The following is a 17,965-nucleotide window of genomic DNA, read 5'->3' as shown; positions in this document are numbered from 1 at the left end:
AGCTAATAAAGCTCTTAATTGATGCAGGAAATGTCGATAGCTGAATATTCCCTGCTCTTTAATTGCATATAAATTAAATGATTTTGGGTCCATTTGATTTAATATGAGTGCAGAAAAGCAAAAATAGTTACTACACCTTTATTAAAAAAATCGAAACAAACATTTAAATTTAATTGCGTACATAAATAATTTTTAAGCTTTATTAAAAGACATTTCCACGTTATTTTTCAGAGTATATAAATTGAGGAGAAATATCTTTTAACGCTCATTATATGTATATGTCTATGATGTGAGATTGGGTACTACTAAACGTAATAATAAAAAACATTAATGATTAAAAGGCGAGTTGGAAACAAAATAAAGGGGAACAGTTTTATATATAAAATAGCTTATGATATAGTGGAAGTAATGGGAGAAGGTGATTATTATGCGTAAGAAATACGGGAAACTCCGTAAACAAGAAAATATTATTGTCTTTCCTGGAACTTTCGAAAGGCTTGTAGAAAAAGGGTATACAGCAGTCGATCTCAAAGCGTTTGAAGATGCAGTAGAAGCGTTTGATCAAGCGATTAAATATGAACCTGATTATCCAGACTTTTTAGGTCCCTATGCTGTTGCACTTTATGAAACAAAAGACTTTCAACGGGCTAAAGAAGTCTCTTCCAGACTGCTTCAAAGCGGAACTGCTGATTATATGAATGCAATTGAACTATATTTAACAATTAGTATACAACTGCAAGAGTATGATGAAGTTGAAATGACGATTGAAACACTAATTGAAGAAAAGATTATTCCGCCTGAGTTAATTGCTAAATTCAACTATTTAAGAGAATTAAATAGTAGAATGTCATTGCGCTATGATATGGATAGTTCACCTGTCTCAAAAGAACTTTTTACCCTAGACATGTTCATGGATATGGATTTTATGACACAACAACATACACTTGCTTCCATAGAAGGCACTGATTTATCCGCCATGATACCTGTGTTGGAGGACATTGCTGAAAGTATACATTTATCGCCACTCGTTGTATCTTTTGCATTAACTTTATTATATCAAGCGAATAGTTTAAATGAATTAACAATACGCAAGTTTGATTATGAAGAAGTGATTATACCAGCTCAAATGACACTTCCTGGGCAGGATGAAAAATCAGCAGATGTTCTGAATGTTTTAGAAAGACTATTAGCACAAGATCCGTCACGCTATGAATTAGCAGAAGGACTCGTCCAGAAGTTTGTCATTACAGCATTTCCTTTCGGTTGGGGGGACTATTGTGCAGAGGAAATTGCAGAGTCTTACGTTTATTACATAGATAGCATGTTTTCAGGGGAACCAATACCTAATACCCCACTTTGTGTATTCATCGAGGAAATAGACAGAATATCCGACTCGGATTTAGAGTGAAATTTGTTGAAACGAGAGATGTTTGTGCTATAATAAAAGAGTTGTCAATAAAGAAGATACGATAAAAAATAGATTTACCAAAAGAGTTGGAGGTATTTAATTATGTCAGTTAAATTTGAAAAACAAGAAGGAAACACAGGTGTTCTTACAGTAGAAGTACCAGCGGAAGAAGTTAAAGCAGGTATTGATAAAGCATTTAATAAAGTTGTTAAAGATGTTCAGGCTCCAGGATTCCGAAAAGGTAAAATGCCACGTCCTATGTTTGAAAAAATGTATGGTGTTGAATCACTTTATAATGAAGCACTAGATTTTATTCTTCCAGGAGCTTATGCAAAAGCTTTAGACGAAGTAGATGTTGAACCGATTGATCGTCCCGATATTGATATCGAGCAAATGGAAAAAGGTAAAGCACTTATTTTTACTGCTAAACTTACACTTAAGCCAGAAGTTAAGCTTGGCGAATACAAAGGACTTGAAGTTACACGTCAAGAAACAGAAGTAACAGATGAAGAAATCGAAGCACAACTTAAAGAGAGCCAAACAGCATTTGCTGAACTTGTAATTAAAGAAGACGGCGCAATCGAGAATGGTGATTCAGTTAAACTTGATTTCACTGGTTATGCAGATGGTGAACCATTTGATGGCGGACACTCTGAAAACTTTGACTTAGAAATTGGTTCAGGTTCATTTATTCCAGGATTTGAAGAGCAAATGATAGGTATGACAACAGGAGAAGAGAAGGAAATTGAAATCACTTTCCCTGAAGAATATCATGCAGCTGAACTTGCTGGAAAACCTGCTACATTCAAAGTGAAAGTACATGAAATCAAATCAAAAGAAATTCCTACACTTGACGATGAGTTAGCAAAAGAAATCGATGAAGAAGTTGAAAACCTTTCTGAACTTCGTACGAAGCTTAAAGAGAAAACAGCTGCTGAAAAGAAAAGTGCTTCTGAAATAGCACTCCGCGATGATCTTGTTGATGCAGCGGCAAACAATGCTGAAATCGAAATTCCGGAAGTAATGATCAACTCTGAAGTTGAGCGTATGATGGAAGAGTTCGGTAAACGTTTAGAATCTCAAGGTATGAATCTTGAATTATACTTCCAGTTCTCTGGTCAAGATGAAGAAGCACTTCGTACACAAATGCAAGATGATGCATCAAAGCGTGTACGTGTATCGTTAACGCTAGAGGCAATTGGCGCAGCTGAAAGTATTGAAGTAACTGAAGAAGATACAAATGCTGAACTTCAAAAAATGTCAGAGCAATTCGGCATGGATGTAGAAGCAATTAAACAAACACTTGGCGGTACAAAAGTGCTTGATAATGATCTTCGTTTCAATAAAACAGTTGAGTTTTTAGTTGAAAATGCAAAGATTGTTGAATAATATATAGATTTTAGGACAAGGTACGGTTGACCGTACCTTGTTTTACATAGATAGAGCAAAATGAAAGTACTTAATGATAAGCTAATCCGAATTAGTTGATTTAACTGTTAGAGTTCTGTAAAATTGGCACTTGAATAGGGGGGAGCATATATGTTCAAATTTAATGATGAAAAAGATAACTTGAATTGTTCTTTCTGTGGTAAAACGCAAGAACAGGTTCGTAAACTAGTCGCCGGTCAAGGCGTGTATATATGTGATGAATGCGTTGAGCTTTGCGCTGAAATCGTTGAAGAAGAGGTAGGGCTTGAAGAGGGATTCGAACTTAAAGATGTTCCAAAACCTAAAGATATCCAAAGTATTCTAAATGAATATTTAATTGGACAGGATCGTGCGAAGAAAGCACTTTCAGTTGCTGTCTATAACCATTATAAACGAGTGAATTCCGGTAGCAAGATTGATGATGTAGAGCTTGCTAAATCAAATATTGTACTAATTGGACCTACAGGTAGTGGTAAGACACTACTAGCTCAAACGCTTGCTCGGATTCTAGATGTGCCATTTGCCATTGCAGATGCTACATCACTTACAGAAGCAGGTTATGTAGGTGAAGATGTTGAAAATATATTATTGAAATTAATCCAAGCTGCAGATTATGATGTAGAAAAAGCGGAAAAAGGGATTATTTATATCGATGAAATTGATAAGGTTGCCCGTAAATCCGAAAATGCTTCAATTACACGTGATGTGTCAGGCGAGGGTGTTCAACAAGCATTATTAAAAATTCTTGAAGGTACTGTTGCAAGCGTTCCACCACAAGGCGGACGTAAACACCCACATCAAGAGTTCATCCAAATTGATACGACAAATATTCTTTTCATCGTTGGTGGCGCATTTGACGGTATAAATGAAATTATTAAGCGTAGAATTGGTCAGAAATTAATTGGATTTGGAAAAGACCCGAATACGATTAACGAAGATATATCTATTTTATCCAAATTGATTCCTGAAGATTTGCAAAACTTTGGTTTAATTCCAGAATTTATTGGTCGATTACCAGTACTAGCAAGTCTTGAACCGTTGGATGAAGAGACGCTTTTCCAAATTTTAACGATTCCGAAAAACGCTATTGTCAAACAGTATGAGAAAATGCTTGAACTTGATGATGTCGTGTTAAAATTTGATGAAGATGCTTTAATTGAAATTGCGAAAGAAGCAATTGAACGTAAGACAGGCGCACGTGGTCTTCGATCAATTATTGAAAATATTATGCTTGATGTCATGTATGAATTACCTTCACTCGAAGAAGTTACTGAATGCGTCATTACAAAAGATGCAGTTCTTGGGAAAGCGAATCCTACACTTCTGAAAGAAGATGGATCTGAGTTCGTTTTATTAAATGGGAAAAATTCAGCTTAATTGTTGAAGAAAGGACGAAGTTGACACCGATCTTGTGTGCATATTTGCGCCTTTCGGTAGTCAGCTTTTTCCTTTATATATAATACTAGTAAACAACGGAGGTGACTACATCATGTCAACCAACAATAACATACCCTTATTACCGCTTCGCGGGATATTAGTCTATCCGACAATGGTTTTACATATAGATGTTGGCAGGGAGCGTTCAGTTTTTGCGATTGAACAAGCGATTGCAAAGGATAACCTGCTTTTTCTAGCAACACAGAAAGACATCAGTATTGAGGATCCTGAACCAGAAGATCTTTATAATATTGGAACTTTGGCCTATGTTAAATCAATGGTTGAATTGCCTAATGGAACGTATCGTGTTCTTCTGGAAGGTATTGAACGTGCTGAATGGTCAGCGTACAAAGAAATTGATTTATATCCTGTCGTAAATGTTGAAGGTACTGAAGATGACATTGAGTTAGATCCTGAAACCGTAGCATTAATGAGAACCCTACTTACATATTTTAAGAAGTATTCTAAGGTCTCCAATAAGGTGACTGAAGAAACATATGAATCGGTTTCTGAAATTAATGAACCTGGAAGGCTGGCGGATATGGTCGCTTCACATTTGCCTTTGAAAACTGAAGCGAAGCAAGAAGTACTTGAGTTATTTGATATAAAAGATCGATTTGAGTGGTTAATTAGTCGATTATATAATGAGCAAGAAATTTTAGGCTTAGAACGTAAAATTAACGCCAGAGTTAAAGAAGCGATGGAAAGAACTCAAAAAGAGTTTTATCTTCGAGAGCAGATGAAAGCAATCCAAACCGAACTTGGCGATAAAGATGGTAAAGGCTTGGAAGTAGCTGAATTATATAAAAAAATAGAAGCTGCAAATATGCCTGAATCCGTGAAGGTTGCTGCTGAACGGGAATTAGATCGTTATGAAAAAGTTCCATCCGCATCAGCGGAAAGCGGTGTAATAAGAAACTATATTGATTGGCTAGTTGAATTGCCATGGTCAACAGCGTCTAAAGATCAACTTGATATTGCTTTGTCAGAAAAGATACTAGAACGTGATCACGACGGTCTTGAATCAGTAAAAGAGCGTATTATAGAATATCTAGCCGTGCGACAAATGACAAATTCATTAAGAGGTCCAATTTTATGCTTAGTCGGACCACCTGGTGTTGGTAAAACGTCTCTTGCACGCTCAATTGCAGAATCATTGGGTCGTAAATTTGTTCGTATTTCTCTTGGAGGGGTACGTGATGAATCCGAAATCCGCGGACACCGTCGTACTTACGTTGGTGCAATGCCAGGTCGTATTATTCAAGGGATGAAAAAAGCAGAAACCATCAATCCAGTTTTTTTACTAGATGAAATTGATAAAATGTCAAATGATTTCCGTGGTGATCCTTCGTCGGCAATGCTTGAAGTACTTGATCCTGAACAAAATGCTACATTCAGTGATCATTATATTGAAGAACCGTATAATTTGTCTAATGTGCTATTCATTGCGACAGCGAATGATTTAAGTCCGATTCCTGGACCACTAAGAGATAGAATGGAAATCATTTCAATTGCGGGATATACTGAAATGGAAAAAACTATGATTGCCAAGAACCACTTAATTCCTAAGCAATTGAAAGAACATGGTTTATCAGGTGGACAACTTAGATTTAATGATGATGCTATTTTAGCTCTTGTTAGATATTACACTAGAGAAGCAGGCGTTCGGAGTATGGAGCGCCAAGTTGCTAAGATTTGTCGAAAGGCTGTAAAGCAAATTGTTTCAGGAGAGAAAAAACGTGTCGTTGTTACACCTAAGACACTTGAAACACTTTTAGGGAAAAAGAAGTTTAGTCATGGACTTAAAGAACTGCAAAACCAAGTAGGAGCAGCTACGGGACTTGCTTATACACAAGTTGGCGGAGATACATTGCAAATCGAAGTCTCGTTATCGCCAGGTAAAGGGAAGTTGATTTTGACAGGTAAACTTGGCGATGTGATGAAAGAGTCTGCACAAACTGCACTTTCTTACGTTCGCTCTAAAACGGATACATTTGGAATTGATCCGAATTTTCACGAATCAATTGATATTCACATACATGTTCCTGAAGGCGCAATCCCTAAAGATGGTCCATCCGCAGGTATTACAATTGTAACCGCGCTTGTTTCTGCGCTGACTGAAAGAAAAATACGTAGAGAAGTCGGGATGACAGGGGAAGTTACACTTCGTGGCCGCGTCCTTCCGATAGGGGGTTTAAAAGAAAAAACTTTAAGTGCGCATCGAGCGGGTCTAACGACAATAATCATACCGATTGATAATGAGCGAGATATCGAAGACATACCAGAAAGTATCCGTGAAGAACTGACTTTTAAACTTGTAAGTAACGTAGAAGAAGTACTTGAAATTGCATTGGAGGCAGTAACTAAATGAAAGTCCATAACGTTGAAATGATAATGAGTGCTGTCAGACCAGAACAATATCCGAAACATGGATACCCAGAATTCGCACTTGCCGGCCGATCAAATGTTGGTAAGTCATCTTTCATCAATAAAATGATAGGTCGAAAAAGTCTAGCCCGTACTTCCTCAAAGCCCGGGAAAACACAAACTTTAAACTTTTACAAAATAGAGGAGCAATTATTTTTTGTTGACGTACCTGGATACGGCTATGCGAAAGTATCGAAGTCCTCGCGAGCAACTTGGGGACCGATGATTGACGAATACATAACTTCACGTGAAGAAATGCGAGCAGTTATTCAAATTGTCGATTTACGACATCCACCAACTGCTGATGATTGTATTATGTATGATTTTTTAGTCCATCATGGTATTCCGGCAATTGTTATAGCGACAAAATCTGATAAAATCCCAAAAGGAAAATGGAATAAGCATTTAAAAGTTATTCGTGAAAAACTTAATATGCGCCCAGAAGATACCCTTATTTCTTTTTCATCTGAAAAAGGATTAGGTATTGAAGAAGCATGGAGAGAAATCGAGAGTAGAATGTAATCGTCCTTTTGTAAAGATGGTTGTGTATCCAGTTGATAGAAATTTATCAACTGGATTTCTTTATCTACATGATTTACATAAAAAAAGCTATAAAGTCATATGATGTTCATAATTAACAAGCGTAAAATCTGATAAATATGTTATACTAAGCATTGAATATAGAATCCGGAAAGGTGTGACTACCCAAGTGCATACAATCGTAGTTGGTGTGAATCATCGAACAGCACCTATTGATATTAGAGAAAAATTGTCGTTTGTTGAATCAGAACTAGCACAGGCGATGCAAACGTTGCAACAACAAAAAAGTATTTTAGAAAACATTATTATTTCAACTTGTAACCGGACAGAAGTCTATGCAGTTGTAGACCAATTGCATACTGGCCGTTATTATATAAAAAACTTTTTAGCTGAATGGTTTAATATTCCGATGAAATCCTTTGGAAATTACTTGATTATTAACGAAAACGATCAAGCTATTGAACATTTAATGAAGGTTTCGGCAGGCATGGACTCAATGGTACTCGGAGAAACACAAATTTTGGGTCAGGTTCGTGATAGTTTTCTTGAAGCTCAGTCTATAGGCACAACAGGTACGATTTTTAATAAGTTATTTAAACAAGCTATAACTTTTTCAAAGCGTGCGCATTCAAAAACGGAAATCAGTGCAAATGCTGTTTCTATTTCTTACGCAGCAGTTGAATTAGGGAAACAGATATTCGGATCATTAAACCACAAGCATGTTGCAATTCTAGGTGCTGGTGAAATGGGTGAGCTAGCCCTTCGTAATCTTCACGGCAGTGGTGCGGAAAAAGTAACAGTCATTAACCGTACAATCGCAAAGGCTGAGGAGATGGCGAAAAAGTTTGGCGGTACCGCAAAGTCTATGGGTGAATTACAATGTTCACTTCTTGAAGCCGATATTCTAATCAGTTCGACATCGGCTACTGAATATGTTTTGGATTTTGAAACGATGAAGTATGTAGAACGTTTGCGCAAAGGAAATCCTATATTTTTGATTGATATAGCAGTACCAAGAGACCTCGATCCGAAAATTGGGGATCTTCCGAACGTATTTCTTTATGATATTGATGATCTACAAGGAATTGTTGACGCTAATCTTGCTGAAAGAGAACGCGCAGCTGTAGATATTAACAGAATGATTGAAGGCCAAATTATTGAATTTAATGAGTGGCTTGTCACGCTCGGTGTCGTTCCGGTTATTACAGCACTTAGAGAAAAAGCGCTTGGAATTCAAGCGACAACAATGGAAAGTATCTTAAATAAGATGCCTGATTTAACGGAACGTGAGATAAAAGTGTTAAGCAAACATACAAAATCGATTATTAATCAATTGCTACAAGATCCTTTACAACAAGTTAAGGAATTAGCAGGTGAGTCAAATTCTGCAGAAAAACTTGAGCTATTTCAACAAATATTTGGAATTGATGAAAAAACTATAAAAGTAAAAGAAAGACAATCGAATATTTCACACAAACTTATAATTGATCGTGAGAAAAGACAAAATAATGTAGATCCAGATTTAGCTTATTAAAATGTATGTTAAAGCTCGAATGCTTTATTAAACCTTCATATGGAATGAAGTTCGACTTTATCATAAGGGTATTTCCGCATCTATATGATATAATATAGATGCGGAAATACCCTTTTTGCTTTATATAAAGAGCAATGCAATATTGACTATATTGGATTTTAAATATCTTTCTGTTTGTCCTTTATACACTAATAATCTAGCAGGAAATTACGCTAAGGCGTTATTATTTTTGAAAGGTAGCGTGGCGTTTTATGACTGATATTACCATGTCAAGGCTTCATGAGTGGATGGTCGTCTTGTACGCGATCAGTCTTGTATTCTATTTCATAGATTATTTAAATAAAGATAAAATTGCGCATCGCAGTGCTTTTTGGCTTTTATTAAGTGTTTTCACGCTACAAACGATATTTTTAGTGTTATTTATTGTTGAAACGAAACGTTTTCCTATATTGTCATTGTTTGAAGGTATCTATTTCTATGCATGGTTACTTATAACATTATCAATTTTATTGCATTTATTTTCTAAAGTTGGCTATGTTGTATTTTTTTTGAATGTTATTGGTTTTATTTTAATGACAATTCACACATTTATGCCCGCATATTTTGAAAAATCTGCTGTTAGTGATGCGCTTATTTCAGAGCTTCTTTTCATTCACATTACTTTCGCTATATTATCTTATGTTGCATTTACGATGGTGTTTGTTTTTGCTATGCTCTACCTAATTCTATATAAGATATTGAAAAAGAAGAAGTGGTCGAAACAATCAGGTCGCTTACCTTCCCTTCATCAAGCGACCATGGGAATAAAGGTGGGATTATTAACAGGTATCCCATTTCTTTTCATTAGTTTAGTGCTTGGTATGCAGTGGGCTTATGTGAAATTAGAACAGTTACCTTTTTATGATATAAAGATAATCGGTTCATTTTTCTTGTTAATTATTTATAGCATCGTATTGTTCTTGCTCCATAGTGGTAAGCTAAGAGGAAATGATTTGGCATGGGTAAACATTTATGCATTTTTAATTGTCATTATTAATTTTTTTCTTGGCAGTAAATTGTCAGGATTTCATTTTTGGGTTTAGATTTTATTAAGAAAGGTCGGGGGACTATTGAGAAAAATTATTGTAGGTTCAAGAAGAAGTAATCTTGCGATGACACAGACAAAATGGTTTATTGAACAACTTAAGGAATCAGGAGCACCTTTTGAATTTGAAATTAAGGAAATAGTGACTAAGGGTGATAAAATTCTTGATGTCATGTTATCTAAAGTCGGCGGCAAAGGACTTTTTGTAAAAGAAATTCAACAGGCACTTTTTAATAAAGAAATTGATTTTGCAGTACATAGTATGAAAGATATGCCTGCAGAAATCCCTGAAGGGCTTGTCATCGGTTGTATTCCACCAAGAGTTGACCCAAGAGATGCGTTTATTTCTAATGGGCATATTAAGTTTATGGATCTTCCAAAAGGGGCAGTTGTGGGAACGTCAAGTTTACGTCGTAGTTCACAGCTGTTACTACTACGTCCTGATTTAGAAATCAAGTGGATTCGTGGGAATATCGATACGAGATTGAAAAAATTACATGACGGTGAATATGATGCGATTCTATTAGCGGCAGCGGGCATGAAAAGAGTCGGTTGGTCTGAAGATACAATCACGGAATATATGTCAGTAGAAGACTGTGTGCCAGCTGTAGGTCAAGGTGCGCTTGCGATTGAATGTCGTTCAGATGATTCAGAGTTACTTGCAGAACTTGCTAAAGTTTCAGATGAAAAAACGTGGAATGAAGTTCAAGCTGAACGTACATTTTTATCAGAAATGAATGGTTCTTGCCAAGTTCCGATTGCCGGATTTGCGGTTCATGTTGGCGAGTTTATTAAGTTTACTGGCTATATCGCTTCTCCGGATGCAAAAGAAGTCTTTAAAAAGACAGTTATTAGTTCAGACCCAGTCGAAGCAGGTAAGGAAGTTGCGAAAACATTGCGCGCTGAAGGAGCTGCGGAAGTAATTGAGAAAGTGATGGCTGAAATGAATGAATGAAAATGATCCTTTAAACGGAAAAACAGTTGTTTTTACAGGTACACCAAAGTCACAAGATGTTTTTGAACTTGTAAAAGAGTACGGCGGTGAACCTATTTCTTTACCCTTAATTTCAGTAGCTGAACTTTCAGAGCCAACAGATTTACTGCGGCTAGAAGCCTGTGCGACTTATGATTGGCTTATTTTTACTAGTCAAAGTGCTGTAGCTTCATTCAAAGCTAAATTAGAGCGTTATGATGTAGCAATTGAATCAATTCCTTCAAATATTGCAGCAATTGGTACACGAACAGCTGCCGCGCTTGAAGAAATTGGTTTTACTGTTCAGTTTATACCGACCGTATTTAGTGCCGATGTATTTGTGAAGGAATTTAAACCAACTGAATTTGATTTGCGTCGATTATTATTTCTGCGGGGTTCTATTTCGGGTGGCACTATAACAGAAGAACTCCCTTTTGATGTAGATTCATGGACAGTTTATTCAACTGAGAAAGCTCTGCAAAATACGGATAGCTTAATTAGTTTATTGAGAAAAGAAAAGAATGTGTCCGTCTTATTTGCAAGTCCTTCAGCAGTCAAAGTATTTGCTGAGGAAGTTGTACCACATATCGGTTGGACTGGTTATTCGATTGGTGCAATCGGTCATATTACGGAACGAGCTTTAGTTGAATTGGGTGCAACAGTTGATGTAAAGCCCAGCACATATACGCTAAAGGATCTTGTGGATAAATTAGCAAGTCGAAAGGATGTTACAAATGGATAAATTGAATTTTCGTCGTAATCGGCGTTTACGAAATACTAGTACGCTTCGTTCAATGGTGAGAGAAACTGTATTACAAAAAGAAGACTTAATCTATCCGATTTTTGTTGTAGAAGGACACAATGTATTGAATCCTATTGATTCTATGCCGAATGTGTATCATTATTCACTTGACCGGTTAGGTGAAGAAATTGATGAAGTAGTGTCACTTGGTATTCCATCTGTTATCTTATTCGGTTTACCTAATGAAAAAGATGCTGTCGGTTCTGAAGCGTTTTCTGATGATGGCATTGTCCAACGCGCTACAAGACTTGTAAAAGAGCGTCATCCACACCTTGTCGTTATTGCTGATACATGCCTTTGCCAGTATACAGACCACGGACATTGCGGCGTACTAGAACACGGCGAAGTGCTAAATGATCCTTCGCTTGAATTGTTAACAAAGACAGCAGTTAGCCAAGCTAGAGCAGGTGCTGATATTATTGCACCTTCGAATATGATGGATGGATTTGTCGTAGCGATTCGTCAAGGATTGGACGCAGCTGGTTTTACACATATTCCGATTATGTCTTATGCTGTAAAATATGCTTCTGCATATTATGGACCATTTCGTGATGCTGCAAATTCCTCACCGCAATCTGGTGACCGAAAAACATATCAAATGGATCCCGCTAATCGCCTAGAAGCCATTCGTGAAGCCGAGTCAGATGTTATGGAAGGCGCGGATTTCTTAATTGTAAAACCTGCTATATCGTATATGGATATAATACGAGATGTGAAAAACAACTTTACTTTACCTGTAGTAGCCTATAACGTTAGCGGAGAATATGCCATGGTAAAAGCAGCAGCTATAAATGGTTGGATTAATGAACAAGATGTTGTTCTGGAAACATTAACAAGTATGAAGCGTGCAGGTGCAGATTTAATATTGACATATCATGCAAAAGACGCAGCGCGCTGGTTGGAGGGAAAGTAATTGGGGAATAATTATGAGAACTCGAAACATGCATTTGATAAAGCCGTTAATCTAATGCCGGGTGGTGTTAATTCACCAGTTCGTGCATTTAAATCTGTGAATATGGATCCTATTTTTATGAAAAGTGGTAAAGGTGCAATTATTACCGATATAGATGGCAATGAATATATTGATTATGTATTATCATGGGGTCCTCTGATTTTGGGGCATACGGATTCAGATGTTGTCGCTGGTATACAGCGTGTTGCTGAAACAGGGACGAGCTTCGGCACACCTACTTTAGCTGAAAATGAACTTGCTGAACTTGTTATTGAAAGAGTACCTTCGATTGAAATGATTCGTATGGTATCGTCTGGAACTGAGGCGACGATGAGTGCGCTTCGTCTGGCAAGAGGTTATACTGGTCGCGATATTATTTTGAAATTTGAAGGTTGTTATCACGGTCATGCTGATTCGCTTCTAATTAAAGCAGGTTCAGGTGTTGCGACACTTGGTCTCCCGGATAGTCCTGGTGTACCGGAATCAGTTGCGAAAAATACTGTCACTGTCGCTTATAATGATCTTAAAAGCGTGAAATATGCGATTGAAGAATTCGGAGATAAAATAGCAGCAATTATTGTTGAACCTGTTGCTGGTAATATGGGTGTTGTTCCTCCAGAGCCTGGTTTTCTTGAAGGACTTCGTGAATTAACTGAGAAAAATGGTTCACTTTTAATTTTTGATGAAGTGATGACTGGTTTCCGTGTTGGCTACAATTGTGCACAAGCTTATTACGAGGTAACACCAGATATTACTTGTCTTGGTAAAGTAATAGGTGGCGGACTTCCCGTTGGTGCATACGGTGGTAAACGTGAAATCATGGAAAACATTGCGCCTGCAGGTACAGTTTATCAAGCAGGAACACTTTCTGGGAATCCACTTGCAATGACTGCAGGAATTGAAACGTTGAAAAAACTGACGCCGGCATCTTATGACCAATTTTTAAAACTTGGTGATCAACTTGAATCAGGCTTCCGTGCGGCGGCAACTAAATATAATATTCCACATTCTGTAAATCGTGCGGGTTCGATGATTGGTTTCTTTTTTACAAATGAAAAAGTAACTAATTATGAGCAAGCAAAAACATCAGATTTAACATTATTTGCTGATTATTACCGCTTGATGGCAGAAGAAGGTATTTTCTTACCGCCATCACAGTTTGAAGGGATGTTCCTTTCTACTGCACACTCGGAAGAGTTAATTGCAAAAACAGTTGAAGCATTTTATACTGTTTTTGAAAAACTACAAAAGTAATATGAGTGTTCTAAGGAAGGTTTAACTTTCCTTGGAACACTCATTTTTTTATTTGTTAATTTCCGGCTAAGTATTTATTACATTGCGAAGTTTTGTGTAAACAAGATTGAGGTCCATAAATTATTTGAGTTTATTGCTCTTATCTTCTAAGCAATTCGCCTTTTGCATATACTGTTATGTGAATGAATAAAAGGGGGATTGAAATGGAAATTAAACAATGGGAAATGAAAGAAGACTTTATCTTTCCGAAATTTGTAGGTATGCCGTCTGGATCCGAAACAGTTAATGTGACACCAATGTTCACCGTTAATCGTTCGGAGGAAGCGGTTCGGTTAAATGGTATTTATCATATTGCAGCAAATATAGCGCTTGAAAATGAGCATGGTAGAGAAGCTACGATTGAAAATGCAATTTTAATCGACGATGTAGAAATTGAAGAGAAAATGGGTTATTTCGAATATGCTGTGCCTTTCACGATTGATTTGCCGGCAGAAGCAAGCGACCCACTAAACGTCGTATCCGAAAATGTAATGTGTAAAATTGACGGGCAAGGATCGTTTGCAATCGTTTGGGACGTTGAGTGCTCCTACCAGCAGACAGCTATAAAAGAGGATGCAAAAGCAGGTGAGATTGTTGAAGCTGTAATTGAAGAGAAAATAGCTGAACCTAAATCTGCTCAAATCGTTGAGGGAGTGATTGAAGTTGAGAATGCAGTTGCATCGCTAGATAGTACTTCTTTTAATGTGGACGACGAAGTGTTATCTTTCCTCGCGGGACTGGAAGATGGTGTATCTTCCGAAATTTTTCGGTCAGCAGATGTCTCTGTGTAATAAAAAGCAAATGCCAGCGAGTACACATAAGAGTAAAAAGTCACCAGTTGTTGGGACGATTAAAAGTCTTATTAATTGAAAAACGGCAATCGGTATACAAATTTTCTTGCAATAAAATCTGATTTTCCTAAGCCATGGCGGCAACAGATATGGATTATAACCTTTTCTCATAACACCATCCTTTCCTAATATACTTGACGAATTGATCTGAATCCCGTTATACTATATCTAATTGTATATTGATGCGAAGAATGGGATAGTACATGAAATTGTTTTCTAAAGAGAAGGTGCCATTGGTGAAAGGCCCTGTGAACAACTCATCGAATGTCACCCGCGAGCAGTATTTGTGAAATGGGTTTTTCTGATAAAAGGGAAATATCAGTAGCAAATGCCGGTTAGAAGCCGTTAAACATTTTTGAGGTGCACGCTATTTGTGCACGAATAAAGGTGGTACCGCGAACAGCTCCTTCGTCCTTTTAGGCGAAAGGAGTTTTTTTGTGTTCAAGAGGGAGAATAATTACTTTTTTACATAATGAAGGAGGAAAAATAATGACAAAAGATAATTTAACAATGCCGACTAAGTACGATCCGAAATCTGTTGAAGAAGGTCGGTATGAGTGGTGGTTAAAAGGTAAGTATTTTGAAGCACAACCTGAAAGCGATAAAGAACCTTATACAATTGTCATTCCGCCTCCAAACGTAACGGGCCGTCTACATCTTGGTCACGCTTGGGATACGACATTACAAGATATCTTAACCCGCATGAAGAGAATGCAAGGATATGATGCGCTTTGGCTTCCGGGAATGGATCATGCAGGAATCGCAACACAAGCTCGAGTTGAACAGAAATTAAAGTCTGAAGGTAAAAGCCGTTATGATTTAGGTCGTGAAAAGTTTGTTGAAGAAACTTGGAACTGGAAAGAAGAGTACGCCTCACATATTCGCGAACAATGGGGTAAACTTGGACTCGGTCTTGACTACTCACGCGAAAGATTTACACTAGACGCTGGTTTATCTACAGCAGTTCAAGAAGTATTTGTTAAATTATATAATAAAGGGCTTATTTACCGTGGAGAATATATCATTAACTGGGATCCAGCAACAAAAACGGCCCTCTCTGATATTGAGGTAATTCATGAAGATGTGCAAGGTTCTTTCTATCATATGCGTTACCCACTTGCAGACGGTACAGGAAGTATCGAAATCGCAACAACACGACCAGAAACGATGCTTGGGGATACTGCAGTTGCTGTTCATCCTAAAGATGAGCGCTATAAAGATTTAATTGGTAAAACGATTAAATTACCGATAATTGGTCGTGAAATTCCTATCGTTGCAGACGATTATGTTGATATGGAATTTGGTAGTGGTGCTGTAAAAATCACACCAGCACATGATCCAAATGACTTTGAAATCGGAAATCGTCATGATTTACCTCGCATACTTGTCATGAACGAAGATGGAACGATGAACGAAGTTGCAGGTAAATATGAAGGAATGGATCGCTTTGATTGTCGGAAACAAATTGTAAAGGACCTTCAAGAAAGCGGTGTTTTATTTAAAATTGAGGATCATCTTCACTCAGTCGGTCATTCAGAACGCAGTGGTGCAGTTGTGGAACCTTATTTATCTACACAATGGTTCGTTAAAATGCAGCCGCTTGCTGATCAAGCGATTGATTTGCAAAAAGGGGAAGGCAAAGTAAACTTTGTGCCGAGTCGTTTCGAGAATACGTATATGAGATGGATGGAAAACATTCGTGATTGGTGTATTTCTCGTCAATTATGGTGGGGCCACAGAATCCCAGCTTGGTACCATATTGAAACGGGTGAAATTTACGTAGGTAGTGAAGCGCCAGCTGATCCTGAAAACTGGAAACAAGATGAAGACGTTTTAGATACATGGTTCTCATCTGCTTTATGGCCGTTCTCGACAATGGGCTGGCCGGATTTAGAAAACGAGGAATTCAAGCGTTATTACCCAACAGATGCTTTAATTACAGGATATGATATTATTTTCTTCTGGGTGTCACGTATGATTTTTCAAGGAATTGAATTTACAGGTGAACGCCCATTTGAGGACGTACTTATTCATGGTCTTGTTCGTGATTCGGAAGGTCGGAAAATGTCGAAATCACTCGATAATGGTGTCGATCCAATGGATGTGATCGAGAAATATGGTGCTGATGCGCTGCGTTATTTCTTATCAACAGGTGCATCTCCTGGACAAGATATCCGTTTCTCAATCGACAAAGTTGAGTCTGTCTGGAACTTTGCCAATAAAATATGGAATGCCTCTCGTTTTGCTTTGATGAATATGGACGGTATGACATATGAAGAAATAGATTTGACTGGAAAGAAATCTGTCGCTGACATTTGGATTTTAACTCGTTTAAATGAAACAATTGAGCAAGTGACGAAGCAAGCAGATAAATACGAATTTGGTGAAGTGGGACGTTCACTTTATAACTTTATTTGGGATGACTTCTGTGATTGGTACATCGAAATGGCGAAATTACCACTATACGGTGAAGACGAAGACGCTAAAAAAATGACGCGTTCAGTACTTGCTTATGTGCTGGATAATACAATGCGTCTCATGCATCCATTTATGCCGTTCATTACCGAAGAAATTTGGCAGAACTTACCGCATGAAGGGGAATCTATTACAATCGCGCCTTGGCCAGTAGTAGACGCAGCATTTACTAATAAAGAAAAAGCATCTGAAATGAAAATTTTAATGGATATTATTCGTTCTGTAAGAACTATTCGTGCAGAAGTGAATACGCCAATGAGTAAAGAAGTACCGCTTTATATCTCTACTAGAGATGACGTTACTGCAGAAATATTAGAAGCAAATCGCATGTATATCGAAAAGTTCTGTAACCCCGAAACGCTTACGATTGGTAAAGGTATTACAGCACCGGGCAAATCAATGTCAGCAGTAATTACAGGGGCAGAATTATTCTTGCCACTAGAAGGCTTACTCAATATTGATGAGGAATTAGCGCGTCTGACGAAAGAGTTGAAGAAATGGCAAGGTGAGGTAAAACTCGTTCAAGGTAAATTAGCAAATGAACGATTTGTAGCCAATGCACCTGCAGCAGTCGTTGAAGAAGAACGTGCGAAAGAAAAAGACTATCTCGAAAAATATGCAACAGTTGAAAAGCGCATGGAAGAATTAAAAGAACTTTAATATTAAAAACTAGCCTTTCTGCAAATGCAGAGAGGCTAGTTTTTTGACTAAATATGTCGAATTATAAGATGGGTTATATTTTAACTTATTAAGTAGTACTA

At 37.4% G+C, this 17,965-nt stretch carries 14 protein-coding genes and 1 other annotated feature; of the genes, 13 read left to right on the top strand and 1 reads right to left on the bottom strand.

Annotation, left to right across the window (positions count from 1 at the left end; translation table 11 throughout):
* The first annotated feature begins 427 nt into the window (after positions 1–427).
* The 12 genes from AC3RV6_RS10370 (at position 428) to AC3RV6_RS10315 (ending at position 14,669) form a co-directional block, all read left to right on the top strand.
* On the top strand, positions 428–1,408 hold the full coding sequence (locus tag AC3RV6_RS10370) for a tetratricopeptide repeat protein (protein WP_489745968.1): 981 nt from the start codon (positions 428–430) through the stop codon (positions 1,406–1,408).
* Between the two features lie 102 nt (positions 1,409–1,510).
* Entirely contained in the window at positions 1,511–2,797 is a 1,287-nt protein-coding gene (gene tig / locus AC3RV6_RS10365; protein ID WP_489745967.1) for a trigger factor, read from the top strand.
* A gap of 150 nt (positions 2,798–2,947) precedes the next feature.
* Entirely contained in the window at positions 2,948–4,213 is a 1,266-nt protein-coding gene (clpX, locus tag AC3RV6_RS10360; protein ID WP_489745966.1) for an ATP-dependent protease ATP-binding subunit ClpX, read from the top strand.
* A 112-nt stretch (positions 4,214–4,325) separates the two neighbouring features.
* Positions 4,326–6,644: an endopeptidase La gene (gene lon / locus AC3RV6_RS10355; RefSeq protein WP_489745965.1), complete on the top strand. Its 2,319-nt coding sequence runs from the start codon at positions 4,326–4,328 to the stop codon at positions 6,642–6,644.
* Entirely contained in the window at positions 6,641–7,222 is a 582-nt protein-coding gene (gene yihA, locus AC3RV6_RS10350) for a ribosome biogenesis GTP-binding protein YihA/YsxC (protein WP_489745964.1), read from the top strand. Before lon ends, yihA begins: the two co-directional genes overlap by 4 nt.
* Positions 7,223–7,409: 187 nt before the next feature.
* Entirely contained in the window at positions 7,410–8,774 is a 1,365-nt protein-coding gene (hemA, locus tag AC3RV6_RS10345) for a glutamyl-tRNA reductase (protein WP_489745963.1), read from the top strand.
* 251 nt (positions 8,775–9,025) lie between these two features.
* A complete protein-coding gene (gene ccsA / locus AC3RV6_RS10340; RefSeq protein ID WP_489745962.1) occupies positions 9,026–9,856 on the top strand; it encodes a cytochrome c biogenesis protein CcsA in 831 nt (276 codons plus the stop codon).
* 27 nt (positions 9,857–9,883) lie between these two features.
* Positions 9,884–10,813, top strand: a complete 930-nt coding sequence (hemC, locus tag AC3RV6_RS10335; protein ID WP_489745961.1) for a hydroxymethylbilane synthase — start codon at positions 9,884–9,886, stop codon at positions 10,811–10,813.
* Positions 10,806–11,573: a uroporphyrinogen-III synthase gene (locus AC3RV6_RS10330; RefSeq protein ID WP_489745960.1), complete on the top strand. Its 768-nt coding sequence runs from the start codon at positions 10,806–10,808 to the stop codon at positions 11,571–11,573. Before hemC ends, AC3RV6_RS10330 begins: the two co-directional genes overlap by 8 nt.
* Positions 11,566–12,546, top strand: coding sequence for a porphobilinogen synthase (hemB, locus tag AC3RV6_RS10325; protein ID WP_489745959.1), 981 nt, complete (start codon positions 11,566–11,568; stop codon positions 12,544–12,546). Before AC3RV6_RS10330 ends, hemB begins: the two co-directional genes overlap by 8 nt.
* Positions 12,547–13,839, top strand: a complete 1,293-nt coding sequence (gene hemL, locus AC3RV6_RS10320) for a glutamate-1-semialdehyde 2,1-aminomutase (protein ID WP_489745958.1) — start codon at positions 12,547–12,549, stop codon at positions 13,837–13,839. It abuts the gene before it with no gap.
* A 203-nt stretch (positions 13,840–14,042) separates the two neighbouring features.
* The gene (locus AC3RV6_RS10315; RefSeq protein WP_489745957.1) at positions 14,043–14,669 is read left to right on the top strand and encodes a hypothetical protein; all 627 of its coding nucleotides are present in this window, start codon (positions 14,043–14,045) and stop codon (positions 14,667–14,669) included.
* On the opposite strand, the gene AC3RV6_RS10310 is transcribed toward AC3RV6_RS10315, so the two are convergent.
* The gene (locus AC3RV6_RS10310) at positions 14,649–14,840 is read right to left on the bottom strand and encodes a hypothetical protein (protein ID WP_489745956.1); all 192 of its coding nucleotides are present in this window, start codon (positions 14,838–14,840) and stop codon (positions 14,649–14,651) included. The two genes, AC3RV6_RS10315 and AC3RV6_RS10310, sit on opposite strands and share 21 nt — an antisense overlap.
* Positions 14,841–14,907: 67 nt before the next feature.
* Positions 14,908–15,148: a binding site (T-box leader), on the top strand.
* A 70-nt stretch (positions 15,149–15,218) separates the two neighbouring features.
* Between AC3RV6_RS10310 and AC3RV6_RS10305 the strand changes: the two genes are divergently transcribed.
* Positions 15,219–17,864 carry a valine--tRNA ligase gene (locus AC3RV6_RS10305; RefSeq protein ID WP_489745955.1) on the top strand — a complete coding sequence of 882 codons (2,646 nt, stop codon included), beginning with the start codon at positions 15,219–15,221 and terminating at the stop codon, positions 17,862–17,864.
* Positions 17,865–17,965: the final 101 nt, after the last annotated feature.

The organism is Sporosarcina sp. So3-204 (assembly GCF_058068165.1).
The sequence above is the reverse complement of the archived record's forward strand: the minus strand, read 5'-3'. Positions and strand labels throughout refer to the sequence as shown.